Consider the following 24,153-nt stretch of genomic DNA (forward strand, 5'->3'; position numbering starts at 1 on the left):
CATGACGAACGCCCTTGAACTCGACGCGCTCTGGGACGAGTTCCACAACGTCGTCAACATGACCTCGCAGGAGCTGAGCGCCTGGCTGCAGATCCAGGACGCCGACGAGGACAGCGAGCCGCTGCCGGACGGGGCGGGTCCGGCCACCGGCCGCCACGTCCTGTCGATCCTCCGGAAGCGCCGCACCGATCTCACCGACGAGGACGTCCGGGTCATGTACGAGGTGGTGGACACGGTCGAGTCGGAGCGGGAGGAACAGGGTGCGGCCGCGACCACCGACGACACGGGCCGGCGACACCGGCTGATGAGCCTCGGGCACGACCCGCTGAAGGCCGGATGACGGCTGTTCGCCCTGTGGTGAAGACCTGAGATCCGGACTGCCGAGGACTGTTGATTCGGTGGATTTGAGGGCACTCGCCCGGTATGAACAGTCAGCCCCCGGATCGTGACCCGCGGAACACTTCAGGCGTCCGCCCCGGCGAGGGTGTCCCCCCTGGTGAGACGCCGCCCGGCGAGGGAAGCACCGGCTCGGAGACCGGCCCGCCCGCCGACCTGTCACGCGGCTGGGCGAAGGGTCCGATGATCGCCATCGGGCTCGTCGTCGTGGTCTTCGCCGCGTTCTTCCTGGCCTACGCGCTGATCATGATCCTTTGAGTGAACGTCCGGCCGCCCGTACTCCTCGCCGTCGACGGTGCGGCCGCGCAAGTCTTCGATCACGTCGCAGAAAGGGGACCCGATGTCCGACGAAGCAGCTCAGCACGAAGAGGCCCGGGGCGACGATGTCTACCAGCCGGAGCACTCGGACGTGCAGAACCGCCCCAGCGACGACCTCGACATGCAGAACGTCATCGGCGAGCGCGGTCTCGACGACACGATGGCGGAGGGCTTCTCGCCGCCGGAGCGTCCGCTGGCCGTCGGCAAGCACGGCACCACCGGCGAGGAGCAGCAGGAGGGCGAGAGCCTCGATCAGCGTCTCGCGCAGGAACGCCCCGACGTGGAGCCGCCACGGGGCGACGGCATAGGCGACCTCGAGGGCGGCGCCGGCGAGCCGGTCGACGACGAGGCCGGCGGGCCGCGGGCCGGACGGCTCACGCCCGCCGACGACCCCGCTCCCCGGCGGCCGAGCGACATGGTGGCCCGCGATGTCGGCATCGACGGCGGCGCCGCCTCCGCGGAGGAGGCCGCGGTGCACGTCACCGACGACGAGGACCTGGGCGAGCGCTAGAGCCCGGTCCCCCCGACCGGGCTCCGGCGGCAATCCGCGAAGAGCAGCCCTGCGCGGCTCCGGGCGGCAGGGCGGAAGCGAGCAAGGAATGTTGTTCCACGATCGCAGGGAGGCCGGGCGCGATCTGGCACGCCGGCTCCTCGCGCGCGACGAGGGCGTGCCGTCCGACCCGTTCGTGCTGGCGCTGCCCCGCGGCGGGGTACCGGTCGGCGACGAGATCGCCCGCGCGCTGGGCGCCCCGCTCGATGTCCTCGTGGCACGGAAGATCGGCGCCCCGTACAACCCGGAGGTCGGTGTCGGTGCGCTGGCAGGCGAGGGACCCCCGCTCTACGACGAGCGGACCCTCGCCATGCTGGACCTGACGGCCGAGAAGCTGAGCCCGCAGGTGGTCAGGGAACGTGCGGAGCTGCGCCGCCGGGAGGATCTCTACCGGGGCGGCCGTCCTGCGCCCGACGTGACGGGCATGACGGTCGTCGTCGTGGACGACGGCCTGGCCACCGGGGTCACGGCCCGTGCCGCGCTGCGCGCGGTCCGCGAGATGAAGCCGCGCCGGGTGATGCTGGCCGTGCCGGTGGGCTCCCCGGACGCGGCGCGGGCGCTCGCCGCAGAGGCGGACGAGGTGCTGTGCCCGCACCAGCCGCAGCCGTTCTACGCGGTGGGCCAGTGGTACGAGGAGTTCGACCAGGTCGGTGACGACGAAGTGATCGCCATCCTGCGGGGGTTCGCCGACGGTCGTTGAGCAGAGCCCGCGGACAGAAGGCGGGGAGGTGCGTCCGGCCCGGACGCACCTCCCCGCCCTTTGTCCGGTGCCTGCACGGGGCGCTCCGGTGGACGCAGGGAGGTTCGATCCCCCGGATTTTGCAAAGACCTTGGGTACGGCCACCTGCGTTGGCATGCTTGAGCAACTCGCGGCAGGGTGGGGCGTACGAGCGTCCACGCCCCGCTCCGCGCGGTTCGCCCGGCTCACGGCGGAGGTGTAGAAAGACTTATGGCCGCACCACGCTCCGGCCGCCTGCGCTCGGTTCTGCGGATGCGAACTGTCGCAGGTCAGGTCTTCCTCCTGCAGGTGGCGATCGTGGTGCTGCTGGTGGCCGCGGCCATGGCGGCGCTCGTGTTCCAGTCACGCGCGGGCAGCGAGCGTGAGGCCCGTAACCGGTCGGTCGCCGTCGCGGAGACGTTCGCGAACTCCCCCGGGATGGAAGAGGCGCTGGAAAGCCCCGATCCGACCGCGGTGCTCCAGCCGAAGGCGGAGGCGGCACGCGAGCGTTCCGGTGTCGATTTCATCGTTGTACTGAACACCGACGGCATCCGCTACACGCATCCGCTGCCGGACCGGATCGGGAAGAAGTTCGTCGGCGATCTGAGCCATGCGCGGAACGGCGAGGTCTTCACCGAGAAGATCACCGGCACCATCGGTCCGCTCGTCCAGGCCATCGTCCCGGTCTTCGGACGTGACGGAAAGGTCATCGGCATGGTCTCCGCCGGCATCACCATCGAACGGGTGAGCGGCGTCGTCGAGGAGCAGTTCCCGCTGCTGTTCGGTGCCGCGGGCGGCGTGCTGCTGATGGCCACGGGCGGCACGGCCCTGGTGAGCAGACGTCTGCGCCGCCAGACGCACGGGCTGGGGCCCGCCGAGATGACCCGTATGTACGAACATCACGACGCGGTGCTGCACGCCGTGCGTGAGGGAGTGATCATCGTGGGCGGCGACGGCCAGCTGCTGCTCGCCAACGACGAGGCCCGCCGGCTGCTCGGACTGCCGATGGACGTGGACGGGTCCCTGGTGACCGAGCTGGGTCTCGATCCGCTCGCCGCCCGTCTGCTGTCGTCCGGGAAGATCGTGACCGACGAGGTCATCCCGGTCGGGGACCGGCTCGTGGCGGTCAGCCAGCGCTCGACGGACCAGCACGGCGGACCCCCCGGCAGCGTCGCGACCCTGCGGGACACCACGGAGCTCCAGACCCTGACCGGGCGCGCCGACGTGGCCAGAGGGCGGCTCAAACTGCTCTACGACGCGGGCACCGAGATCGGCACCACGCTCGACGTCGTCCGCACGTGCGAGGAGCTCGCGGAGTTCGCCGCGTCGCGGTTCGCCGACTTCGCCACCGTGGACCTGGCGGAGACCGTGTTGCGCGGTGAGGAGCCGACCGGCACCGGCGCGGGCACGAACATGCGCCGCACGGCTTTCAGCGGTTCCGGGGATACGGCTCTCTACCCGCTGGGGCATGTGATCCGGTTCGCACCGACCACGCCGATCGGGGCCGGGCCGCGGAAGGGCGAAGCGGTCCTTCAGGCGGACCTGACCCGTCTCGCCGGATGGCAGGAACAGGACCCGGACCGGGCGCGGATGCTGCTGGAACACGGAATCCACTCGGTGATCGCGGTTCCGCTGAGGGCGCGGGGCGTGATCCTGGGGGTGGCCCTGTTCTGGCGCGGGAGCAACCCGCAGCCGTTCGAGGAGGAGGACCTCTCCCTGGCGGAGGAGCTCGTGGCGCGTGCCGCCATCAGCGTCGACAACGCCCGTCGCTATACGCGTGAGCACACCATGGCGGTCACGCTCCAGCGCAGCCTGCTCCCCCGCACGCTGCCGGAGCAGAGCGCCCTGGACGTGGCCTACCGCTACCGTCCCGCACAGGCCGGGCTGGGCGGGCTCGGCGGTGTCGGCGGTGACTGGTTCGACATCATTCCGCTGCCGGGGGCACGGGTCGCCCTCGTCGTCGGCGATGTCGTCGGCCACGGCCTCCACGCCGCCGCGACGATGGGGCGGCTGCGTACCGCCGTCCACAACTTCTCCAGCCTCGACCTACCGCCGGACGAGCTGATGTTCCATCTGGACGAGCTGGTGGCCCGCATCGACCAGGACGAGACCGACGACGGCGCGGACGCCGGGGTCACCGGCGCCACCTGCATCTACGCGATCTACGACGCGGTGTCGGGCACGTGCAGCATGGCACGGGCCGGGCACCTCCAACCGGTCGTCGTCCACCCGGACGGCACGGCCGACTTCGCGGACGTACCGGGCGGTCCGCCGCTGGGGCTGGGCGGTCTGCCGTTCGAGACGCTGGAACTGCAGCTGCCGAAGGACAGCCGGCTGGTCCTCTACACGGACGGGCTCGTCGAGGACCGGGAACGGGAGATCGACGAGGGGCTCGAGCTGCTGCGCCGCACCCTGGCCGAGCACCCCGGACAGGGGCCCGAGGAAACCTGCGAGACGGTGCTGGGCGCCCTGGTGCCGGAACGTCCGCGGGACGACATCGCCCTGCTCGTGGGACGTACGCGGGTCCTGGCTTCGGACGAGGTCGCGGAGTGGGACGTGCCGTCGGACCCGGCGGCGGTGGCCAGGGTGCGGGCGGCGGTTGCCGAGCGGCTCACGGAGTGGGGTCTGGAGGAGGACGCCTTCACCACCGAGCTGATCCTGAGCGAGCTCGTCACCAATGCCATCCGTTACGCCACCGGGCCGATCCAGGTGCGGCTCATCCGGGACCGCGCGCTGATCTGCGAGGTGTCCGACCGCAGCAGCACGTCGCCGCACCTGCGGCAGGCGGCCATCACGGACGAGGGGGGCCGCGGCCTGTTCCTGGTCGCGCAGTTCGCCGAACGCTGGGGGACGCGGTACACGTCCGAGGGCAAGGTCATCTGGACGGAACAACCGCTGCCCGGGTCCGGCATGTGACATGCGCCGGGCCGGTGTTGCCGGGAGCGGACGCTCACCTGCGGACAAGAATCCCGGGTGGCCTGCTGAGCGGACGAGAAGCGTGCAGCCGGCGGCAGGGGCGGGGAGTTTTGAAATGTCACTCCTGCCTGCCGGGTTGTCCGTCCGTAACGTCTCTCTCGCGCAACGGTCCGGGGCCGGGCGGGATGTCGGCCGGAATTCCTGCGAACAAGCCGACACCATCCCGAAGTTCGAGCACTGCCTGCTCGCCACTCCGCTGATCGACATGATCGTCCCGGGGGACGGGAACACGGTCCGGCAGCAGATGGGGCGACCAGGGGCGCCGCCCGCCCCCTGACCGGGCCGGTGTTCCGGAGGGCCCCGGTGCCCGGTGCGCGTGACGGCGTGCACCGGGCGCGTGCCTTGGGGTCAGTCCTTGCGCGCCACGTAGTAGACGTTGAGCGGGTCGCCTTCGACGGTCCGGACGTCGACGCGCGTGAAGCCCGCCTCCTTGAGCATCCGCACGGCGGTCTCCTGTCCCCAGACGGTGCCGAGGCCGGCTCCGCCGGTGCTGAGCGACGTCGTCATGCAGTAGAAGACGGAGAAGCCGAAGAGAGCGGGCCCGAAGGGGTGGCCCACGTTCTTCTCGAGCCTGCTGGACGCGGCGATGTCCCCCATGAGGAAGGTGCCGCCGTCCCGCAGCGACCTGGCGATCGCCGCCAGCGCGGCGTCCGGCCTGGCGAGGTCATGGATGACGTCGAACGCCGTGATCAGGTCGTACTCACCGCTGACCTCCGCCGCGTCGCCGATCGTGCAGCGCACGTTGCCGAGCCCGAGCCGGGCGGCTTCCGCACGGCCGGCCTCCACGCCCGCCTCCGACTGATCGAGGCCGTGGAAGCGGCTGCGGGGGAAGGCCTTCGCCAGCACCACGGGTGCGTGGCCCTGACCGGTTCCCACGTCGAGGGCGTCGATGCCGGCGCGCAACCGCTCCGGCAGGTCAGGTACGAGGGGGATGATGGTGTCGACGAGCGCCTGGTCGTAGACCCTGGCCGTCTCCTCGGCCTGGAGCGCCTGGAAGCGCGGATATGCCGAGTACGGCACTCCCCCGCCGTCGCGGAAGCAGCGCACGACCTGCTGCTCGACCTCGCCCATCAGCGCGATGTACTGCATCATGCCGGCCAGGTTGTCCGGTCCGGCCGCGGTGACCAGCGATGCGGCGTGCTCGGGCGGCAGCGTGTACGTCTCGTGCCGGGGGTCGTACTCGACGACGCCGCCGACGACCATGCCGCCCAGCCATTCCCGCACATAACGCTGGTCGAGCCCGGCCGACTTGGCGATCTCTTCACTGGTCGACGGAGGCAGGCCGGCGAGAGTGTCGAACAGGCCGGTCTGGTGGCCGACGCTGATCAGGAGGGCGAGCGCGCCCTTGTTCAGTACGTCCACCACTTCTCCGGCGAACGCTTCCTGCTCAGCGAGGTCGGGAGACGTGCGCCGCGCATCCAGATCCGACATGGCCGCTCCTTCCGCCGCACTGCGGGGCGAGCCGCGGGTCGCGACCCACATATGTCACATTACGCCGCAATACGGACGGAAGAGCTTACGGATCAAGAACGCCAGCAGGCCGCGCGCCGGTGAGCCGCGAACCGAGAGGTCTCAACGTCCGCGTGGAACAGCAGCCTTACGGCCGGGCCGAGACCTGGACCGTGGCGGTGTCTCGCCGACCGCTACGCCGTCGGGAGCACCAGTTCGGGGCGGTCCCACATGACGGCCGGCGGGCGAGCGGGCACGGTACCGGTCCGCCGGGCACCGACACTCAGGTAGAAGCCCTCGGCCGGCGGATGCGCCACGACACGGACGGCGTCGATACCCGCGGCGCGGGCACGTCCGCGCATGTGCTCGGCCAGCAACCGGCCGACGCCCAGCCCCTGGGCGTCGTCGGCCACGAACATGAGGTCCAGTTCGGGCATGAGGTCCAGCGCGGGCGACGGCAGCACGAGGGCGTAGAAACCGAGAACCCTGGCGTCCTCGCTCGTGGCGGCGAAGACCTCATGGGTCTCGATGTAGTCCGGCCCTACCCGGTACCCGGCGACCATGGCGGCGTAGTGGCCCTGGTAGGCACCGGAACTGCGAACCAGGCGGGTGAGCCGCTTCGCGTCCCGGGCGGTCGCCCGGCGGACCGCGGGGGCCGCTGGGCCATCGGCCCGGGTGCGGCCTGCGCCGGCAGATGTCAGGGGCGACGTCATGGAACGAGTATGACGGGTTCGTCCGGCGGCGGTGACCCGCCGAGGTTCGCCCCCTTCCCGCCATAGCCGGATTGTTTCGCAGAGGACCGTAGATTAAGTTAGGCGAGCCTAACCTAAAGGGGAATCAGTGTGAGTACGACGATCTACCGGGACCCGTGGGGAATCCCTCATCTGAGGGCGGGAAACGCGCACGACCTCGCCTTCGCCCAGGGCCGCAACGCCGCCGCCGACCGGGCCTGGCAGATCGAGGTCGACCGGCACCGGTCGCAGGGCACCTCCGCCTCCTTCCTCGGTGAGGAGGCCCTCGCCTGGGACAGGTTCGCCCGCATGTCGCGCCTGGACGACACCGCACAACGGTGCCTCGCGGCGCTCGACGAGGAGACGGCCGCATGGATCGGCCGCTACGTGGACGGCGTCAACGACGGCCTGGAGGCCGGCGCCGCACGAGACCCCCGCTTCGCGGCCGTGTCCCTCGCGCCCGGCCGGTGGCAGCCGTGGACGCCACTCGGCATCTGGCTGGCGACCCACATCCTGTTCGCCGGATTCCCCACCAAACTGTGGCGCGAGGAGGTCGCCAGGGCGCTCGGCGAGGAGTCGGTCGAACTCTTCGCGACCGACGGGCCGGGCACCTCCGGGAGCAACGGCTGGATCGTCGGCGGCGACCGCACCGCCACGGGAGCCGCGCTCATCGCCGGTGACCCGCACCGGTTCATCGAGGACCCGGGCATCTACCAGCAGATCCGGCTGGCCTGCCCCGAGTTCGACGTGGTAGGACTCGCCGTGCCCGGCGTCCCCGGCATCGCCCACTTCGGCCACACCGGCACCGTCGCCTGGGCTATCACCAACGCCATGGCCGACTACCAGGACCTCTACCGCGAGCGGCTCCGAAGACACGGGGACGCCGTCGAGGCGCTCGGCCCCGACGGGTGGCGGCCCGCGCACACGCACACCGAGTCGATCACGGTGGCGGGCGGCGATCCCGTCGAGGTCGAGGTGATCGAGACGGAACGCGGGCCGGTGATCATCACGACCGGCGACGGCTCGGAAGCCGTCAGCCTACGCTGCCCCGTACGCGCCGGCGCTGGCATCGGCTTCGACGCGCTACCGGCCCTGCTGCGGGCCCGGACCGTCGACGACGTGGACCGTGCCGTCGAGCAGTGGGTGGAGCCGGTCAACGTCGTCCAGGCCGCCGACACCGGCGGCGGCCTGCTGCACCGCGTGGCCGGCCGCGTACCGCGGCGCGACCGGGCCAACCGGCTGCGCGTGGTACCCGCCTGGGAGTCCCGGTACGCCTGGCAGGACGCGTACGAGCCCACCCCGCGCGCCTCGGTCGACGGCTTCGCCGTGATGGCGAACGCCCGAGGCCTGGCCGCTCCGCTCGGCATCGAGTTCGCGCCCCCTCACCGGGCCGAGCGCATCCGGCAGTTGCTGGGCGAGGCGGCTTCCTGGTCCGCCACCGACATGCCTCGCATCCACATGGACACTCATCTGGCGTCCGCCGCCCCGCTGCTGGACCTGCTGGCCCGGCTGGAAGGTCTCGGCCCGGAAGCCGCCGCGCTGCGCGACCGGCTGGCCCGCTGGGACCGCCGTATGGACGCAGGCAGCACCGACGCGGCGGTGTACGCGGCACTGCGCTCCGCGGTGGTCCTCAAGCTGTCGACGAGCCCCGCACTGGCCGGCCTGGCCGAACTCCCCCGCCTTCCCGAGGTGTTCCTTCCCTGGCTGGCTCTGGTGCCCCGCGTCGCGTTCGCGCTCGAACGGCTGCTCTCCCCTGGTGCGCTGCCCGGTCTCGACGCGGCAGCGGCGGTGCGTGAGGCCGTGGAGGAGGTGGCGGCGAGCACACCTTCCGGCGTCTGGGGGGACACGCACCGGCTCGCCCCCTGGCAAGCACTGCCCGCGTCGACGCCCGAGGAATGGCCCGCGGTGTCGGGCGACCACGACTGCGTGCTGTCGACGGCGAGCGTGCCCGGCATCACCGACCGCAGCGCCAGGGGCCCGGCCGCCCGTTACGTATGGGACCTGGCGCAGCGGGAGAACAGCCTGTGGGTGGTCCCGTTCGGCGCTTGTGGAGTACCCGGGCACGCCCACCGGCGTGACCAGCTGCCGCTGTGGCTGGCCGGCGAACTCGTCCCCGTGATCACGGAATGGGACAGCCTTACCGAGGAGCGAGATGACCACTGAGACCACCGCACACCGCCGAGCGGCCGTGTACGAGCACGCCGCCGACGGGTTCGGGACGGTGCGGCTCGTGCCGGTGGAACCGGCCGCCGACGCCCCGCTGATCCACGCCTGGGTCAGCGTGGAACGCGCGCGGTTCTGGGGCATGCTGGGGCAGAGCTGTGAACAGGTGCGGGAGACCTACGAGTTCGTCGACTCCCTCACCACGCACCACGCGTTCCTCGCCGTGCTGGACGAGGAGCCGGTCGCACTGTTCCAGACCTACGACCCGGACGCCGACCCGGTGGGCGAGTGCTACGACGTACGGCCCGGGGACTTCGGGCTGCACCTGCTGATCGCACCTCCGCGGGAGGGCGCACGCCCCGGCTTCACGGGCGTGCTCGTCGGGGCCCTGACGGCCTACGCGTTCACCGACCCGGCCCATCTGCGGCTGGTGGTCGAACCGGACGCGCGCAACGAGAAGGCCATCGGCCGGATGGTCCGGTCCGGGTTCGTGCTCGGGCCGGAGATCGACAAGCCGGAGAAGCGGGCCAGGCTGGCCTTCCTGGAGCGGGGGACCTTCGAACGGGGCCTCGCGGCCCGGTGAGATACGAGCGGCGGCCGCTCCCCCGGGAACGGCCGCCGCTCGGCCTCAGGCCGCCGTGCCGAGGAAATCGGCGACGATCTCGGCGAACTCGTCCGGCGTGGCGATCCGGGTGCCGAGCTGCTCGGCCTTGTCCCTCTTGGATCCGGCGTTCTCCCCGGCGACGAGGAGCGAGGTGCGCTTGGACACGCTGGAGGAGGACTTGCCGCCGGCGCGCTCGATGAGCTCGTTCATCTGGTTGCGGCTCAGCTTCTCCAGTGGGCCGGTCATGGCTCCTGTGACGACGACGGTCATGCCGGAGAGAGGGCCGGCGCCCGCGGTGATCCCAGCCCCCGCCCCGGTGTCCTCCGCGGGCTCTGCGGCGCCGGTACCGTCCTCGGACCTCACGGCGGGCGGCGTCGCGCCTGGTTCGGTCATGTTGACGCCCGCGGCCATCAGCCGGTCGATCAGCGGGGCAAGCTCCTCGAGTTCGGCCACGACCGTCCTCGCCTTCTCCACGCCGATGCCGTCGACCTGCTGAAGGGCCTCCGCGTCGGCGGCGCGTATGTGCTCCATGGCCGCGAAGTGCCGGGCGATCCTGCGGGACATGGAACGGCCGGTGCCTCGGACGCCGAGGGCGCAGAACACCCGTGAGAGCGGACGGGTCCTCGCCGTGTCGATGGCGGCGAGCAGATTGTCGGTGCTCGTCTCTCCCATGCGCTCCAGGGCGAGCAGCTGCTCGCGGGTGAGGGTGAACAGGTCGGCCAGGTCGCGGACCAGTCCCGCGTCGACGAGCTGGACGACACGGGTGACGCCGAGTCCCTCGATGTCGAGCTGGTCGCGCCCGGCCGCGTAGGAGACGGAGGCGACCACATGGCAGTCACGGCCGCGCACACAGCGCCAGCGCTGCTCGGAGGTGTCGATGTCCGAGCCGCACTGGGGGCAGACCTCGGGGAAGACGATGGGCTGCTCCGCGCCGGTCCGTAGATGGGCCACCGGCGCCTCGACGCGCGGGATGATGTCCCCGGCCTTGTGGACCATCACCTTGTCGCCCGTGCGCAGATCGCGGCGGGTGATGTCGGCGGGGTTGTGGAGGGTCGCATAGGTGACGGTGGAGCCGTCGATCTCCACCGGCTCGAGCACGGCGCGCGGGGCGATGATGCCGGTGCGGCCCACGTTCCACTCGACGCCGAGCAGGGTGGTGACCTTCTCCACGGCGGGCAGCTTGTAGGCGATGGCCCAGCGGGGCGCCCGGGAACCGCAGCCCGCCGCGGCCTGGTCCGCCGCACTGTCCGCCTTGATGACGATCCCGTCTATCCCGAACGGCAGGCCGGGGCGGGCGGCCGCGATCTCGTCGATGCGGGCCTGGATCGCCTCGGTCGTGGTCAGGGTGCGGGGGGCGACGGCGGTTCTGTCGGCGGTGTGCACGCCGAGGTCCGAGACGTAGCGCATGATGCGGCTGTGCGCCCACTCGCCGAGCCGGCCGGTGAGCTCCTCGCCCGAGGCGGGCACCGCCAGCGCCCCGTAACCGAAGAAGGTCATCTCCACCGTGTACGCCCGGTCCTTGGCCCGCAGGGTGCCCGCCGCGCCGTTGCGGGGATTGGCGAACGGAGCACCGCCGTGCTCGACGCGTGCCGTGTTCGCCCGTTCGAACTGATCCTCCGTCATGAGGACTTCGCCGCGGATCTCGAGGCTGACGGCCTCGGCGAGCGCGCGGGGCAGGCCGACGATCGTGCCGATCGCGTGCGACACGTCCTCGCCCGCCGTGCCGTCCCCCCGGGTGATCAGCCGGGCCAGGTTTCCCCGTTCGTAGCGTGCGGCGACCGCCAGGCCGTCAAGCTTCGGTTCGACGCTCCACTCCTCGACGGGGCGGCCGGTGCGTCTTTCCACGGAAGCGGTCCAGGCGACGAGCTGCTCCGCGGAGAAGACGTTGTCCAGGGAGAGCATGGGCACGGTGTGGGGCACGTCCCCCGCCGCCACCGCTCCGCCCGCGACCTTGCCCGTCGGTGAGGCGGGGGACGTCTCGTCAGGATGTTCCTGCTCGTATGCGGCGATCCCGCGCACCAGGCGGTCGTACGCGTCGTCGTCGAGGACGCTCTCGCCGGTCTCGTAGTATGCGGCGGAGGCACGGGACGCGGTCTCGACCGCCGCGGCATAGGCGGCGGCGTCGGCGAGAACGGTGGCAGGCGCGACGGAAACGGCAGGTGAAGTCGTCATGGCCCTATCCTGCCGCCCACCACTGACAACGCCGCGGCGCCCGGTCGCCGACCGTCGGACGGGGTGCCCGCTCCGCGGTTCTCACGCGGCCCGCCACGGCGACGCGACGGTCGCCGGGCGGTCGCCGCGGCCCTGCCCCGGACGCCTGTGGTATATGCCAAAGGCACCACCGGATCGAGTGTTGCCAAATGACTTACGGCCAACTCCTGGCTGTGCAACCCTCGTATTCGGTCCCTGTTCCAGACCCTGGCCGTGGCCGCGCCTGTATCGGAGTACGACATGCCGTCCCATGTGTTCGCGGACCGTCCCGCAGAGCCGCCCGAGCGTGGAACCGTAGACGCCCTGATCAGCAGGACGCGCAGACTGCGTGGAGACGTCGATGCGGTACGCCCGGACGGCGCGGTGACGGAGGACGATCCGCGCGGGCGCTGGCAGCGCGCCCTGTGCGACCTGGCACTCCATCACCTCGATGATCTCGGCGCCCACTTGGACCAGCTGAAGGAAGGGCTGCCGCCCGAGACCGCCGACTCCTTCGCCGACGATCTCACCGAGTACCAGGCGGACCGCGCGGCCGGCGGCTCACTGCTGAGCCGCGTCGGCAGCGCCGAGTGGGATCTCCTCACCGACAAGGTGAGCTGGTCCGACGAGCTGTACCGGATCCTCGGCCGCGATCCCGGCAGTGGGCCGATGTCGCTGGACGAGATGCCGTCCGTCGTCTTCGCCGAGGACCAGCCCATGCTGACGGCGATGGTGACGGACTGTCTGGTGGACGGCCGCCCCATCGACGGCGAGTTCCGTCTGGTACGTCCCGACGGCCGGGTGCGCACCGTGCACATGATGGGCGAGCCGGTGCTCGACGCCGACGGCTCCACCGCCTCGATGTGGGCCGTGCTGCGGGACGTCAGTGAACTGCGCCGCAGCCAACGGGCCGTCCGTGAGACCCGTGACTGGGTCCAGCGGCAGCAGCACATGGAGCAGACCGAGCGCCGCCTCGCGGCCGAGATGCAGGAAGCGGTGCTTCCCGCGCGCAGGGGCCCGCTGCGGACTCCACAGGACGGCCGGGGCGCCCTGGACATCGCCGCCCACCACCTCCCCTCCCCTGTCGGCGTGCCCCTCGGACGGGACTGGTACGACACCCTCCGACTCCCCGACGGCAGCACCCTGTTGAGCGTGGGCGACCTGACGGGCCATGGAGTGGGAACCACCTCCGCGATGGCGATGCTGCTGGGCGGGCTGCGCGGCATGGCGGTGGCCGGCATCCGTCCGGGACCGCTCATGACGCACCTCAACCAACTGCTCGACACGTCTTCGCAGCCCACCCTGGGCAGCGCAGTCTGCTGCACGTACGCCCCGGGGACCAGGACGCTCTCGTGGGCGCAGGCCGGCCACCCGTCCCCCCTGCTGTTCCGCGAGGGGACAGGGACGGGTGAAGCCTTGACGGCACCGGACGGCGTGCTGCTCGGCGCGACGAGCGGAGCGGTGTACGAGCAGGCCGAAGTGACCCTCCGACCGGGCGATGTGCTGGTGCTGCACAGCGACGCGCTCACCCGCACGGGCGCTGCGACCGAGCTCGGTGCGGACCGGCTGACGGCACTGGCAGCGCGGTTCGCCCGGGCCACGAGCGCCCAGGAATGCGTCCGTGCTGTCGTGGAGGAGCTCGGTCAGCAGGAACGTGAGGGGGATGCCTGTGTGATGGTGGCAAGGGTCGTCGCCTGACCGCGCCCGCCCACGGGCCGGTCGACGACCCGAGTGACCGCCCGCCCACCGAAGGGGCGGAAGTCCGCCGCTGACACCGGCTCCTGTCGAACCTCGCCAGGCGTCGGCTCCTCTTGAACCTCGCTCCTGTACGCGATCCCTTGAGCCTCGCCTCGATACGTGGCTGCCCGTGCCGGTACTAGATCCCCTTGAACTTCGGCTTCGCCGACAGGCTGCCCGGCATCGCGCTCTCGATCTCCTCGCGGAGGTCCTCGATCTTCGCGTAGCCGGCGTACTGGCCGGTCAGCCGGTACATCTCCCGGAGCCTGTCCCACGTCCGGTGCGAAGAGGTCTCCCCCATCGACACCAGCGCCAACCTGGCGTAACGGTCCGCCTGTTCGGGGTCGTCGGCGATGAAGCACGCGGAAGCCAGCGAGATGTAGTCGAAGATCTTCGAACGCTGTCGGCCACCCTCGCGCAGTTGCAGAGCCTGCTTGGCGTGGCTCTGCGCGACGGCCGCGGCCGACGGGTCGTGATCCGCCAGTGTGCGGTACGCCAGCGCCTGCATGCCGTGCAGATCGGCCTCGTCGAACATCTGCATCCAACTCGGCGGCGGCACATCGCCCTTGTCGGAGACGAACAGGTCCTCCGCCTCGCCCAGGGTGCGGCGCATGGCCTGCCCCTGGCCCATGGAGGCCTGCGCCCAGGCCTCGATGGTGTGGAGCATCGCGCGGGTGCGGGGCAGCGTCTGCTCCCCCGAGCCCGACTTGGCGAGCTTCATCAGGTCGAGCGCGTCGTCCGGGCGGCCGAGATGGACCATCTGGCGCGCCGCTCTGGACAGGGCCTCTCCGGCGCGCGGACGGTCACCGCCCTCGCGGGCCGCGTGGGCCGCGATGACGAAGTACTTCTGGGCGGTGGGTTCGAGCCCGACGTCGTGGGACATCCAGCCCGCGAGTACCGCGAGGTTGGCGGCGACGCCCCACAGGCGGCGCTGCAGATGGTCCGGGTGGCGGTAGGCGAGCATGCCGCCGACCTCGTTGAGCTGTCCCACCACTGCCTTGCGCTGAAGGCCGCCGCCACGGGCGGCGTCCCACGCGCGGAACACCTCTACGGAACGTTCGAGGGCCTCGATCTCCTGCGACCCGATGGGGACGGCCTCGTAACGGTCGTACCCAGCGGGGTCGGCGCGCAGAACATCGGAGGTACGTGCGGCGTCCTGGGAGATCGCCGGATCGGTCTTGAGCCAGTCGTGCATGGCGCTGCTGAGTGCTGAGCCCGCGGCAATCGCCGCGCCCGCGCCCACCAGGCCGCGTCGGTTGAGCATGAGGTCCATTCCCGTGAATTCGGTGAGGACCGCCGCCGTACGGTCGGGCGCCCAGGGCAGACCGTCAGGGTTCTCTGCTCCCTTGACGTCCCGCCGCTTACCCGCTCGCCCGCTCCGTGCGAACCCGAGGTCCTCGATGGTCACGACACGACCGAGTCGCTCGGTGAACAGAGCTGCCAGCACCTTGGGCACGGGATCGCGCGGGGTCTCCCCCAGGTCGATCCAACGCCGGACCCGCGAGGTGTCGGTCGCCAGCTGCGGATGGCCCATGGCCGCCGCCTGCCGGTTCACGAGCCTTGCCAGCTCACCCTTGGACCAGCCGGCCAGGCCGAACAGGTCGTACAGGCGGGTGTTGGGTTCTCTGCTCACGTCAAGCCCCCAGGTTCTCGGCTGAGTTGACAGTAACGCGCTGTCATGGGGCAGGCGACTATTCGCCAGGGTTCGCCAGGGTTCGCCAGATGGTGTGCCACCCGCGATGCAGTGTCAGGTAGGAAAGCGCCACCTCGCCCCGTCTGCCGGGGCACATTCCCCAGGGTGTTGCTCCTGGCATATGGGGCGGGGCGCGCACGCAACCTGTCGGCACACGAAGGGATCTGTATCTCCCATGTACACAGCATCGTCCTCCGTGTCCGCTCCGCCCCGGCTTCAGCAGCGCAACGCGTTCCCCGCCGGCGCCGGTCCGTATCTCGACCGCGCCGCCGACCCCGGCCGGGCACGCAGGACGGCCGGTGCGACGGGCCGGCCGCCGCTCAGCGGGAGAATCGACCTGTCCGGCCCGCAGGGCGCGCAGCTGCGCAAGGCTGTCGCGTCGGTGCACCGGATCTGCCCCGAGTTCAATCCCGTGCAGGTGCTCCGCCGCAGCGGACGGTCCGTGCTGATCGTCGGAACGACGGGGCGTACGACGGCGGTCGCCAAGTGCTTACTGGACCACTCGCCGGCGTGGGCCGAGCGGCTCCGGCACGAAATAGCTTCGTACCGCGCCTTCGTGCGGCACCGCCCACCGGTGCGGGTCCCGCGGCTCATCGCCGCGGACCCGGAGAACTGCACCCTGGTGATCGAGCGGATGCCCGGAAGGGCCGCGGCGCTGACCCGGCATCCGGTGGAGGCCCCTCCGCGCGCGGATCTGCGCGCCGTGCTGGGGGCGGTCGTGCGGCTCAACAGCTGGCGGCCGCCGGCCGGGATGTTCGACGCCCCGCTGGACTACGGCTCGCGGATCTCCCGCTACCACGAGCTGGGGCTGTTCACCGACCGCGACCTCGGGGACCTGCAGAAACTGCTGCACGGTCTGGCGCAGGCCGGCGGCCGGCACGGGATGGGGCAGTTCTGTCACGGTGACGCTCTGCTCTCCAACATCCTGCTGTCGCCCACCGGTCCGGTGCTGGTCGACTGGGAGCACGCCGGCTGGTATCTGCCCGGCTACGACCTGGCGACGCTGTGGGCGGTGCTGGGCGACGCTCCGGCGGCGCGACGGCAGATCAGCCAGCTAGCCCAGCAGGCGGGCACGGCGGCCAGGGACGCGTTCCTGGTCAACCTGATGCTGGTGCTCACCCGGGAGATCCGCACCTACGAGACCGCCGTGCAGCGCACGATGCGGGAGGCGCCGCCGGTGGTGGGTGCCCAGGCACCGGCCGCCGGCCCTACGGCCGGTGAGGAACAGCGGCTGCTGCTGAGGCGGCTGCACGACGACTGCGCAATGGCGCGCCGGGCCGTGCGCGCGGCGGTCGGCACCCGCTGACCGACCGCCGCCGAGCGGCAGGTTCGTTCGAGCCGCCGCCGCAGAGAGGGAAGCGCGCTGCGCGTCCGGTGCCGACACTCCGGGCGCGCAGCGCACTGTGCTTCCCCCGTTCGTCTTCCGTCGGCGGACGTGCTCGCCACGGAACCCGCGGCAGTGGTCGACCGGTGCTGCGGGCCCTGACCGGAGCCGGGGCCGGGCAACACGGCGAGCGCTGTTGCCCGCCCCGGGCCCGAAGGGGACCGACGGCCCGGCCGCCCGACCGGCGAACCTCCCCGGACAGAACAACTAGCTGAAGTTCTCGCGCCCGGGGACCGGTACGCCGTGCCGCGCGCTCTGCTCGGTGGTTCGTGGCTCGAGCACCGGGGACACCGCCAAGGAGAAGGAGTGACCGGCCGGGTCGGAGAAGACGCGTTCCTCGTGGGGCCCCCGCCGATTGTGGGTGTCGATCGGGCGGGCCCCCAGGCCGACCGCCTCCCGCTCCGCCTCGTCGAGATCGTCCCGGGCGACCAGGATGCGCAGGTGCGACTGCTGGGAGTCCTCCGGCCGGGGCCAGCTGGGCGGCGCGTAGCCGTGGTCGCGGCGCATCGCCAGGTGCACTCCGCCGTGACCGACGACCTCCACGAAATCAGGATCGCTGCCGACACGTATCTCCGCGCCGAACAGTGCTGCGTAGAACTCCGCCAGTTCCGTCGGTTCGGCGGCGTCGAGGACGAGAACGCTGGTCTTCTGCGTGGTCATGCACTGCGGCTACCCCCTACCGCGTCGCCCATACGGGAGCGCCCCGGAACGGTGGTCAACGGTCCGCCGTCCGGTGGCCATTGGTCCACTCCACTGACGCGGCGCAGGCCGGGGGACCGTCGCGGCGAAACTCCGCGACACGCCGTCTGACGTGCAAATACCATGCGCCGAGGCATGATTGACGGATCGTCCGTGAGCCGATACCCATGGGGCGTGTCCCGCCCCTCGGGGCCCGTTCGCGCGTCACCCGTCACTGGAGGCCGCATTGCCAGGATCAGCTCCCGCACGTCCGAGAAGTGCCCGTCGTCGTGCGCTGACGGCAGGTGGCGCGGTGGCGTGCGCCGCCCTGCTGCTGCCGCTTCTGTCGGCCGGCCCGTCCGCGACCGCCGAACGCGCTCCGGCAGATTCGATGCAGGGGACGTTCGCCGCCGCGGCAGCCGAGTACGGGGTGCCGGAGGGCGTGCTGCTCGGCGTCTCTTACCTCCAGTCCCGCTGGGACGCGCACGGCGGCGCGGCGAGTGTCACCGGCGGCTACGGTCCGATGCACCTGACGGACGCCAGGACCGCGATCGCCGAGGCGCCCCACCACTCGCACGGCGCCGAGGACGCTCGCGGGGACGACGCGCGCCCCGCACGTTCCGTGGTGGAGGCGGCCCTGCCCGGTCCCGGCGAACTACCACCGCGGCTGCGGACGCTGGAGCGCGCGGCCGAAGTGTCGGGCCTCGGCGCGGACGAGTTGCGTGACAGTGCCGCGGCGAACGTACGGGGTGGTGCGGCCCTGCTCGCGCAGGCCCAGCGGGAGCTGGGCGGCCCCGCGAGTGCGGACCCCGCGGACTGGTACGGCGCCGTGGCGCGGTATTCCGGCGCGGACGACGTGGCGACGGCGACGAGGTACGCCGACGATGTCTTCGACGTCATCCGTACGGGGCAGTCCCGCACGACGGACAGCGGTCAGCGGGTGGAACTCGAGCCGGACCCGGCCGTGTCACCGGACCGGACGCAGGTGCGGCGGCTCGGGCTGCGCACCGCCGACACGGGCCGCACGGAATGCCCGCCGACGGTGGCGTGCGAGTGGATCCCGGCCCCGTACGAAGAGTTCGGCGACGGCGACTACGGCAACCACGACCAGGCCGGCCGCCCGGCCTCCCAGTCGGTGGACTACATCGTCGTCCATGACACGGAGGCGTCCTGGGACACCACCCTGAAGCTGGTGCAGAATCCCGAGTACGTGTCGTGGCAGTACTCATTGCGCTCGTCCGACGGGCACATCGCGCAGCACGTGCCGCTCGAGGATGTCGCCTGGCACGCCGGCAACTGGTTCGTCAACGCCAAGTCGGTGGGTCTGGAGCACGAGGGTTTCCTGGTGTCCCCCGACGCCTGGTACACGGAGGCGATGTACCGCACGTCGGCGCGGCTGGTGCGGTACCTGGCCAAGCGGTACGACATTCCGCTGGACCGGCAGCACATCCTGGGTCACGACAACGTCCCGGGCACGACGACTGCGACGATCCGCGGTATGCACACCGACCCTGGGCCGTACTGGGACTGGGCACACTACTTCCAGCTGCTCGGCAGGCCGTTCACGCCGTCCGCGGGGCCGGACAGTTCCGTGGTCACGATCCGTCCCGAGTACGCGCGGCACCAGCCGCTGTACACCGGCTGCGTGACGGCCGGAGAGGCGTGCGCTCCGCACGGTTCCGGCGCGGTGCGGCTGCACACCGCGCCGAGCGAGAGCGCCCCGCTGGTCAAGGACATCGGTCTGCGGCCGGGCGGGCAGGACTCGACGACCGGTGTGAACGACACGGGCGCACGTGCTTCGACGGGTCAGCAGTACGCGGTGGCGGAGCGCCGGGGCGACTGGACGGCGATCTGGTACCTCGGGCAGAAGGCCTGGTTCCACAACCCGCGGATCAGGCCGGTGGCGGTGGGCGCGCGGGAGCGGGTGCTGACGCCGAAGGACGGTCTCGCCGAGGTGCCGGTGTACGGCCGGGCGTATCCGGAGGCGTCGGCGTATCCGCCGGGAGTTCCGGTGCAGGCGGTCTCGCCGCTGCCGTACAAACTGCTCGAGGGCCAGCAGTACGTGGTCGGTGACCGGGTCCCCGGGGAGTACCTGTACGCGACGACGTTCGACACGGCGGGCCACAAGGTGGTCCGGGGTGAAGAGATGTACTACGAGATCCAGTTCGGGCACCGCGTCGCCTTCGTAAAGGCGTCGGACGTGCGGGTGCTGGGCTAGCTCCCCTCCCCGGGCCGGGACCCGGTCACGGCGAAGGTTCTGAACGGGGTGGCGCCACCGGTCGTGGGGGCCGGTGGCGCCACCCGACACCAGGCCTCCCATGTGACTGTTCGCCGGGGTGAGTGGCCCGTACGGGCGAGGGGTAGGCCTGGGCCGTCATGACCGTGCGCGGCTGCTCTAAAGGACCTGGCGCACATGGCACAGCCCTTCGTCCTGCCGGACTTCTACGTCCCGTATCCGGCCCGCCTCAATCCGCACGTCGAGGGGCACGGCGGCACACCAGGAAGTGGGCACGGCGGACGGGAATGCTGGAGGGCCCGGCATCTGTCTCGACGAGAACGGCAGAGCGGCGCTCGCCTCGTAGCGCGAGCTCGAGGACTGGCTCGCCGGCATCCTCAACTGGCACCGGAAGGTGCGGCGTTACGAGGAGGAGGACCTTCGGGGCGGCGCTGCCCCGTGGCGGCTGGGTGCGTCCACGGGGTTCGGCACGTCCGCCGCCCGGATCTCGCTGCCGGCCCGGCGTTCGGCGGTCAGGGTGCAGCGAGAGGACCAGGGGTCGCGCGACCGATGTGCCGGTGCACATGACAGGACTGCCCGGGCCGGGGGCCGGGCGGCAGGTCTCACAGGGGCGGTCGGCGAGCGGTCAGCCCTGCTGGAACAGCTCCGCGGGCAGCGGCTTGAGCAGCGCGTAGAGATCGTCGGTGATGGGCCGGTCCCAGCTGGCGATCGTGACGAGCACATTGTCGCTGCGGTCGAACTGGACGCAGGAGATGCGGCTTTCCGACAGCTTCAGACGCCGAACGATCAGCAGGTTGTCCCCCTGCATGACCGGAGTGTCCTCGACACCGGTGACGTGGACCGGCTCGTCGTTCTCCAGCGCGATGAGGAGCTGGCCGACCTCGAAGGGGATCTCACCCTCCTCCACCTCACGGGCGGGCGACCCCTCGGGCAGGTTGCCGATGATCATCGCGGGTCCGCGGCCGCCGAACAGGTCGTAGCGCAGGAAGACCCCCTGGCAGCTGCCGTCCGGCGCGGGCAGGAGGCCGGCGCCCAGATTTCCGGGCCAGTCGCCCGGGTCCATGGCCAGGACATCGAAGTCCGGGCCCGCGGGTGTGGCGGCGCTGCGGCGGCGGAGGAAGGACATACCCGCAATGGTACGGGTACGGACCGACCCGGCCGAGCCGGGGCGCGGCGGCGTTGAACGCCCCGGCCGCCACTCCCGTATCCCTGTGCGCACCGGTACCCGTGTGTGCCGATGCCTGTGAGGAGCAGCGTCCCGCGAGATTCCGTACCGACGTGAGGATCAGTCCATGAACGACCGCACCACTCCTCCCCTGCAAGCCCTTCCCGACGGCGAGGCGGAGCTACGGCTGGTGGTCCGCCTCCATTGGGAGGACGTCGCCGCGCTCGGGCAGGAGGCGGGGCGGCTGGCCGCCCAGATGCAGCGGCCCGTGACCCTGGACGAGGCGGCCGGGCATCGGTTGCGTACCCGCTCCGCCGTCCACGCCAAGCCCACGACGGCGTCCGCGTCCGGGTCCGCGCCCGCCGGGAGCGCGGCGCATCTGCCTCCGCCCACGGCCGTCTCCTCACTCACAGCCCGTACGCCCGGTGAGCACGCGCGGCAGGCCATCGAGAAGATCAACGGCACTACGGGACTCGGCCGTGACGTGACGCAGACGCCCGCGTGAGCCGTGCCGTCGCTTCCCTCTCCCAGGTCGGCGGGAGGGGGCGCGGCGCACCGGCGGGGCCAGTCGTCGGTGGTGGCGTCAGGTGAGGTCGAACTCGCCGTCCCGTGCGTTCAGCACGAAGGCACGCCACTCGGCCGGTGTGAAGATCAGCGACGGGTTCTCCGGGCGGCCGCCGTTACGCATCGCGATGAACCCTTCGACGAACGCGATCTGCACATCCCCGGCCCCCTGCGTCCCTGACCGCCAGTCCGCGTTGCTCAGGTCCAGGTCCGGCTTCTCCCACCCGGAAAACATGTGCGTGGTGGTAGTGGTGGTGGTGCTCTCGGCCACGTCCTGCTCCTCCCGCGTCGTCTCCCGGGTCAGCCTAGCGACGACACCCCGTCACGGACAGGGTGCCGCACGTGACGGTCCGCCCGGATCGCCGATGGTCATGTGGCGGGAGGTTCCGCGCCGACGAGCCACATGGCGAAGAACTGCGCCCCGCCCCCGTAGGCGTGTCCGAGCGCTTTGCGCGCGCCGTCGACCTGGTGTTGGCCCGCCTGTCCGCGCACCTGGAGCGCGGCCTCCGCGAAGCGGATCATGCCGGACGCCCCGATGGGGTTGGTCGACAGCACTCCGCCGGAGGGGTTGACCGGCAGCTCCCCGTCGAGTTCGGTCACGCCGGACTCGGTGAGCTTCCAGCCCTCGCCCTCTGCGGCGAAGCCCAGGTTCTCCAGCCACATGGGCTCGTACCAGGAGAACGGCACATACATCTCCACGGCGTCGATCTCACGGCGCGGGTCGCTCACGCCGGCCTGCCGGTAGACGTCGGCGGCGCAGTCCTTGCCGGCCTGTGGAGACACGAAGTCCTTGCCCGCGAACAGGGTGGGTTCGCTGCGCATGGCCCCGCCGTGCACCCAGGCGGGCGGGTGCGGTGAACGGGCCGCGCCGGACCGGCCGGTGAGGATCATCGCGCAGGCGCCGTCGGATGAGGGGCAGGTCTCCGAGTAGCGGATGGGGTCCCACAGCATCGGTGAGGCCTGGACCTTCGCCAGGGTGATGTCGTGCTCGTGGAGGTGCGCGTACGGGTTCTTGAGCGCGTTGCGGCGGTCCTTGTACGCGACGAGGGACCCGACGGTGGCGGGCGCGCCGGTGCGGCGGATGTAGGCGCGTACGTGCGGGGCGAAGAAGCCGCCGGCACCCGCGAGCAGCGGCTGCTGGAAGGGGACGGGCAGGGACAGGCCCCACATCGCGTTCGACTCGGACTGCTTCTCGAACGCCAGGGTGAGCACGGTGGCATGGACGCGTGCGGCCACCAGGTTGGCGGCGACCAGGGCGGTCGAACCGCCGACGGAACCCGCGGTGTGGACGCGGAGCATCGGTTTGCCCACCGCGCCGAGGGCGTCGGCCAGGTACAGCTCCGGCATCATCACGCCCTCGAAGAAGTCGGGGGCCTTGCCGATGACGACGGCGTCGATGTCGGCCCAGGTCAGCTCGGCGTCGTCGAGGGCCCGCCGGGCCGCCTCGCGGACCAGCCCCGCGATGGACACGTCCCGGCGGGCGGCGACGTGTTCGGTCTGGCCGATGCCGACGACGGCCACGGGCTCAGCCGGCATGGGTCTCTCCTTCGAGGACGGCCACCAGGTTGTGCTGGAGGCAGGGGCCGGAGGTGGCGTGGGCGAGGGCCCGGTCGGACTCGCCGCTGTGGATGCGGGAGGCGGCCTCGCCGATCCTGATGAGTCCGGCGGCCATCACCGGGTTGGCGGCGAGCGCTCCGCCGGACGGGTTGACCCTCACCCTGGCGTCAAGGTCGAGACTTCGGCGCAGGACGAGTTCCTGGGAGGTGAAGGGCGCGTGCAGTTCCGCTGTGTCGACGGGCCTCTCGAAGAGGCCCGCGTGTTCCGCGGCGAGCCGGGTGGAGGGCGAACGGGTGAGGTCCCGGACGCCGAGGCCGTGCGCCTCGATGCGGTGGTCCATGCCGCGTATCCAGGCGGGCCGTTCGCACAGTTCCCGGGCCCGTGGGCCGGCGGCGAGGACGACGGCTGCGGCGCCGTCGCAGAGGGGCGGGCAGTCGGAGACCCTCAGCGGCCGGACGAGGTGGCGGCCGCGCGGGCCCTCTCCCTGGAGTTGAGCGTGCGGGTTGCCCGCGGCGTCCCGCCGGCTGCGGGCCGCGACACCGGCGAACTCCGCCTCGTCCGCATCTCCCGCGTCGATCAGTGCCTGCGCCTGGAGGGCGGCGAGGGCCACCGAGTCGGGCCAGAGCGGGGCCGTGTAGTACGGGTCGAGCTGGCGGGTGAGCACATCGCGGAGCTCGCCGGGTGACGACTTCCCGTACGCGTAGACGAGCGCGGTGTCGCTCTCGCCGGTCAGCAGCTTCACCCACGCCTCGTACAGGGCCCAGGCGCCGTCCATCTCGACATGGGACTCGCTGATCGGGGGCCAGGCGCCGACGCCGTCGAGCGCCATGGTGAAGGAGAACGCCCGACCCGCGAGGTAGTCGCTGGATCCGGAGCAGGTGAAGCCGACGTCGCCGGTGCGCAGCCCGGTCTGCGAAAGGACCTGGTGGAGGACCGGCATCAGCATCTCCACCTCGGACATCTCGTCCGTGCGGCGCCTGTGGCGGGTCTGGGCGAAGGCGACGACGGCGATGTCCCTGCCGTGCCGTGCAGGGCCCGACGTCC

The 24,153-nt window shown here is 71.5% G+C and carries 21 protein-coding genes; 12 read left to right on the forward strand and 9 right to left on the reverse strand.

Annotated features, from left to right (window positions below; all coding sequences use genetic code 11):
- Nucleotide 1 precedes the first annotated feature (1 nt).
- The 6 genes from MDN94_RS31845 (at nt 2) to MDN94_RS31870 (ending at nt 5,235) form a co-directional block, all read left to right on the forward strand.
- The gene (locus MDN94_RS31845; protein WP_482729317.1) at nt 2-340 is read left to right on the forward strand and encodes a DUF3140 domain-containing protein; all 339 of its coding nucleotides are present in this window, start codon (nt 2-4) and stop codon (nt 338-340) included.
- Between the two features lie 83 nt (nt 341-423).
- A complete protein-coding gene (locus MDN94_RS31850; protein WP_441266287.1) occupies nt 424-654 on the forward strand; it encodes a DUF6480 family protein in 231 nt (76 codons plus the stop codon).
- An 82-nt stretch (nt 655-736) separates the two neighbouring features.
- Nucleotides 737-1,225, forward strand: coding sequence for a DUF5709 domain-containing protein (locus MDN94_RS31855; RefSeq protein WP_482729318.1), 489 nt, complete (start codon nt 737-739; stop codon nt 1,223-1,225).
- Nucleotides 1,226-1,313: 88 nt separating this feature from the next.
- A complete protein-coding gene (locus tag MDN94_RS31860; RefSeq protein ID WP_482729319.1) occupies nt 1,314-1,964 on the forward strand; it encodes a phosphoribosyltransferase in 651 nt (216 codons plus the stop codon).
- A 291-nt stretch (nt 1,965-2,255) separates the two neighbouring features.
- Nucleotides 2,256-4,898, forward strand: a complete 2,643-nt coding sequence (locus MDN94_RS31865; protein WP_482729320.1) for a SpoIIE family protein phosphatase — start codon at nt 2,256-2,258, stop codon at nt 4,896-4,898.
- Nucleotides 4,899-5,013: 115 nt separating this feature from the next.
- Nucleotides 5,014-5,235 carry a hypothetical protein gene (locus MDN94_RS31870; RefSeq protein ID WP_482729321.1) on the forward strand — a complete coding sequence of 74 codons (222 nt, stop codon included), beginning with the start codon at nt 5,014-5,016 and terminating at the stop codon, nt 5,233-5,235.
- A gap of 71 nt (nt 5,236-5,306) precedes the next feature.
- Here the strand turns inward: MDN94_RS31870 and MDN94_RS31875 are convergent, their stop codons facing one another.
- Together MDN94_RS31875 and MDN94_RS31880 are read right to left on the reverse strand one after the other, a co-directional pair.
- Nucleotides 5,307-6,389 (reverse strand): class I SAM-dependent methyltransferase, encoded by a 1,083-nt coding sequence (locus tag MDN94_RS31875; RefSeq protein WP_482729322.1) that lies wholly within the window; start codon nt 6,387-6,389, stop codon nt 5,307-5,309.
- A gap of 212 nt (nt 6,390-6,601) precedes the next feature.
- Nucleotides 6,602-7,120 (reverse strand): GNAT family N-acetyltransferase, encoded by a 519-nt coding sequence (locus tag MDN94_RS31880; RefSeq protein WP_482729323.1) that lies wholly within the window; start codon nt 7,118-7,120, stop codon nt 6,602-6,604.
- 129 nt (nt 7,121-7,249) lie between these two features.
- Here MDN94_RS31880 and MDN94_RS31885 point away from each other — a divergent pair, with 129 nt between their 5' ends.
- Complete coding sequence (locus tag MDN94_RS31885; protein ID WP_482729324.1) at nt 7,250-9,301, forward strand: penicillin acylase family protein; 2,052 nt, start codon at nt 7,250-7,252, stop codon at nt 9,299-9,301.
- Nucleotides 9,291-9,884, forward strand: coding sequence for a GNAT family N-acetyltransferase (locus tag MDN94_RS31890; protein WP_482729325.1), 594 nt, complete (start codon nt 9,291-9,293; stop codon nt 9,882-9,884). Before MDN94_RS31885 ends, MDN94_RS31890 begins: the two co-directional genes overlap by 11 nt.
- A 45-nt stretch (nt 9,885-9,929) precedes the next feature.
- Here MDN94_RS31890 and ligA read toward each other — a convergent pair whose 3' ends face one another.
- A complete protein-coding gene (gene ligA / locus MDN94_RS31895; RefSeq protein WP_482729326.1) occupies nt 9,930-12,077 on the reverse strand; it encodes an NAD-dependent DNA ligase LigA in 2,148 nt (715 codons plus the stop codon).
- Nucleotides 12,078-12,356: 279 nt separating this feature from the next.
- Between ligA and MDN94_RS31900 the strand changes: the two genes are divergently transcribed.
- Complete coding sequence (locus MDN94_RS31900) at nt 12,357-13,793, forward strand: PP2C family protein-serine/threonine phosphatase (protein WP_482729827.1); 1,437 nt, start codon at nt 12,357-12,359, stop codon at nt 13,791-13,793.
- A gap of 178 nt (nt 13,794-13,971) precedes the next feature.
- Here the strand turns inward: MDN94_RS31900 and MDN94_RS31905 are convergent, their stop codons facing one another.
- Nucleotides 13,972-15,465 carry a DNA-binding protein NsdB gene (locus MDN94_RS31905; protein WP_482729327.1) on the reverse strand — a complete coding sequence of 498 codons (1,494 nt, stop codon included), beginning with the start codon at nt 15,463-15,465 and terminating at the stop codon, nt 13,972-13,974.
- Nucleotides 15,466-15,700: 235 nt separating this feature from the next.
- Here MDN94_RS31905 and MDN94_RS31910 point away from each other — a divergent pair, with 235 nt between their 5' ends.
- Nucleotides 15,701-16,831 (forward strand): aminoglycoside phosphotransferase family protein, encoded by a 1,131-nt coding sequence (locus MDN94_RS31910; protein WP_482729328.1) that lies wholly within the window; start codon nt 15,701-15,703, stop codon nt 16,829-16,831.
- A 285-nt stretch (nt 16,832-17,116) separates the two neighbouring features.
- On the opposite strand, the gene MDN94_RS31915 is transcribed toward MDN94_RS31910, so the two are convergent.
- Complete coding sequence (locus tag MDN94_RS31915; RefSeq protein ID WP_482729329.1) at nt 17,117-17,569, reverse strand: VOC family protein; 453 nt, start codon at nt 17,567-17,569, stop codon at nt 17,117-17,119.
- 313 nt (nt 17,570-17,882) lie between these two features.
- Between MDN94_RS31915 and MDN94_RS31920 the strand changes: the two genes are divergently transcribed.
- Nucleotides 17,883-19,805, forward strand: coding sequence for an N-acetylmuramoyl-L-alanine amidase (locus MDN94_RS31920; protein WP_482729828.1), 1,923 nt, complete (start codon nt 17,883-17,885; stop codon nt 19,803-19,805).
- Between the two features lie 643 nt (nt 19,806-20,448).
- On the opposite strand, the gene MDN94_RS31925 is transcribed toward MDN94_RS31920, so the two are convergent.
- Nucleotides 20,449-20,949 carry a glycosyltransferase family protein gene (locus MDN94_RS31925; protein WP_005321401.1) on the reverse strand — a complete coding sequence of 167 codons (501 nt, stop codon included), beginning with the start codon at nt 20,947-20,949 and terminating at the stop codon, nt 20,449-20,451.
- Nucleotides 20,950-21,115: 166 nt separating this feature from the next.
- On the opposite strand from MDN94_RS31925, the gene MDN94_RS31930 reads away from it, so the two are divergent.
- On the forward strand, nt 21,116-21,493 hold the full coding sequence (locus tag MDN94_RS31930) for a hypothetical protein (RefSeq protein WP_482729330.1): 378 nt from the start codon (nt 21,116-21,118) through the stop codon (nt 21,491-21,493).
- A 78-nt stretch (nt 21,494-21,571) separates the two neighbouring features.
- Here the strand turns inward: MDN94_RS31930 and MDN94_RS31935 are convergent, their stop codons facing one another.
- The 3 genes from MDN94_RS31935 to MDN94_RS31945 form a co-directional block, all read right to left on the reverse strand.
- Complete coding sequence (locus tag MDN94_RS31935) at nt 21,572-21,787, reverse strand: DUF397 domain-containing protein (RefSeq protein WP_441266331.1); 216 nt, start codon at nt 21,785-21,787, stop codon at nt 21,572-21,574.
- A gap of 134 nt (nt 21,788-21,921) precedes the next feature.
- On the reverse strand, nt 21,922-23,088 hold the full coding sequence (locus MDN94_RS31940) for a thiolase domain-containing protein (protein WP_482729331.1): 1,167 nt from the start codon (nt 23,086-23,088) through the stop codon (nt 21,922-21,924).
- On the reverse strand, nt 23,078-24,070 hold the full coding sequence (locus tag MDN94_RS31945; protein WP_482729829.1) for a thiolase domain-containing protein: 993 nt from the start codon (nt 24,068-24,070) through the stop codon (nt 23,078-23,080). Before MDN94_RS31945 ends, MDN94_RS31940 begins: the two co-directional genes overlap by 11 nt.
- Nucleotides 24,071-24,153: the final 83 nt, after the last annotated feature.

Source organism: Streptomyces sp. WAC00040 (assembly GCF_056835925.1).

Excerpts from the sequence above, each read along its gene's own strand:
- MDN94_RS31865 (WP_482729320.1), top strand. The coding sequence starts at position 2,256 with ATGCGAACTGTCGCAGGTCAGGTCTTCCTCCTGCAGGTGGCGATCGTG.
- MDN94_RS31845 (WP_482729317.1), top strand. The coding sequence starts at position 2 with ATGACGAACGCCCTTGAACTCGACGCGCTCTGGGACGAGTTCCACAAC.
- MDN94_RS31910 (WP_482729328.1), top strand. The coding sequence starts at position 15,701 with ATGTACACAGCATCGTCCTCCGTGTCCGCTCCGCCCCGGCTTCAGCAG.
- MDN94_RS31945 (WP_482729829.1), bottom strand. The coding sequence starts at position 24,070 with ATGTCCGAGGTGGAGATGCTGATGCCGGTCCTCCACCAGGTCCTTTCG.
- MDN94_RS31925 (WP_005321401.1), bottom strand. The coding sequence starts at position 20,949 with ATGTCCTTCCTCCGCCGCCGCAGCGCCGCCACACCCGCGGGCCCGGAC.
- MDN94_RS31880 (WP_482729323.1), bottom strand. The coding sequence starts at position 7,120 with ATGACGTCGCCCCTGACATCTGCCGGCGCAGGCCGCACCCGGGCCGAT.
- ligA (WP_482729326.1), bottom strand. The coding sequence starts at position 12,077 with ATGACGACTTCACCTGCCGTTTCCGTCGCGCCTGCCACCGTTCTCGCC.
- MDN94_RS31915 (WP_482729329.1), bottom strand. The coding sequence starts at position 17,569 with ATGACCACGCAGAAGACCAGCGTTCTCGTCCTCGACGCCGCCGAACCG.
- MDN94_RS31860 (WP_482729319.1), top strand. The coding sequence starts at position 1,314 with ATGTTGTTCCACGATCGCAGGGAGGCCGGGCGCGATCTGGCACGCCGG.
- MDN94_RS31850 (WP_441266287.1), top strand. The coding sequence starts at position 424 with ATGAACAGTCAGCCCCCGGATCGTGACCCGCGGAACACTTCAGGCGTC.
- MDN94_RS31875 (WP_482729322.1), bottom strand. The coding sequence starts at position 6,389 with ATGTCGGATCTGGATGCGCGGCGCACGTCTCCCGACCTCGCTGAGCAG.
- MDN94_RS31900 (WP_482729827.1), top strand. The coding sequence starts at position 12,357 with ATGCCGTCCCATGTGTTCGCGGACCGTCCCGCAGAGCCGCCCGAGCGT.
- MDN94_RS31890 (WP_482729325.1), top strand. The coding sequence starts at position 9,291 with ATGACCACTGAGACCACCGCACACCGCCGAGCGGCCGTGTACGAGCAC.
- MDN94_RS31940 (WP_482729331.1), bottom strand. The coding sequence starts at position 23,088 with ATGCCGGCTGAGCCCGTGGCCGTCGTCGGCATCGGCCAGACCGAACAC.
- MDN94_RS31870 (WP_482729321.1), top strand. The coding sequence starts at position 5,014 with ATGTCACTCCTGCCTGCCGGGTTGTCCGTCCGTAACGTCTCTCTCGCG.
- MDN94_RS31855 (WP_482729318.1), top strand. The coding sequence starts at position 737 with ATGTCCGACGAAGCAGCTCAGCACGAAGAGGCCCGGGGCGACGATGTC.
- MDN94_RS31935 (WP_441266331.1), bottom strand. The coding sequence starts at position 21,787 with ATGTTTTCCGGGTGGGAGAAGCCGGACCTGGACCTGAGCAACGCGGAC.
- MDN94_RS31930 (WP_482729330.1), top strand. The coding sequence starts at position 21,116 with ATGAACGACCGCACCACTCCTCCCCTGCAAGCCCTTCCCGACGGCGAG.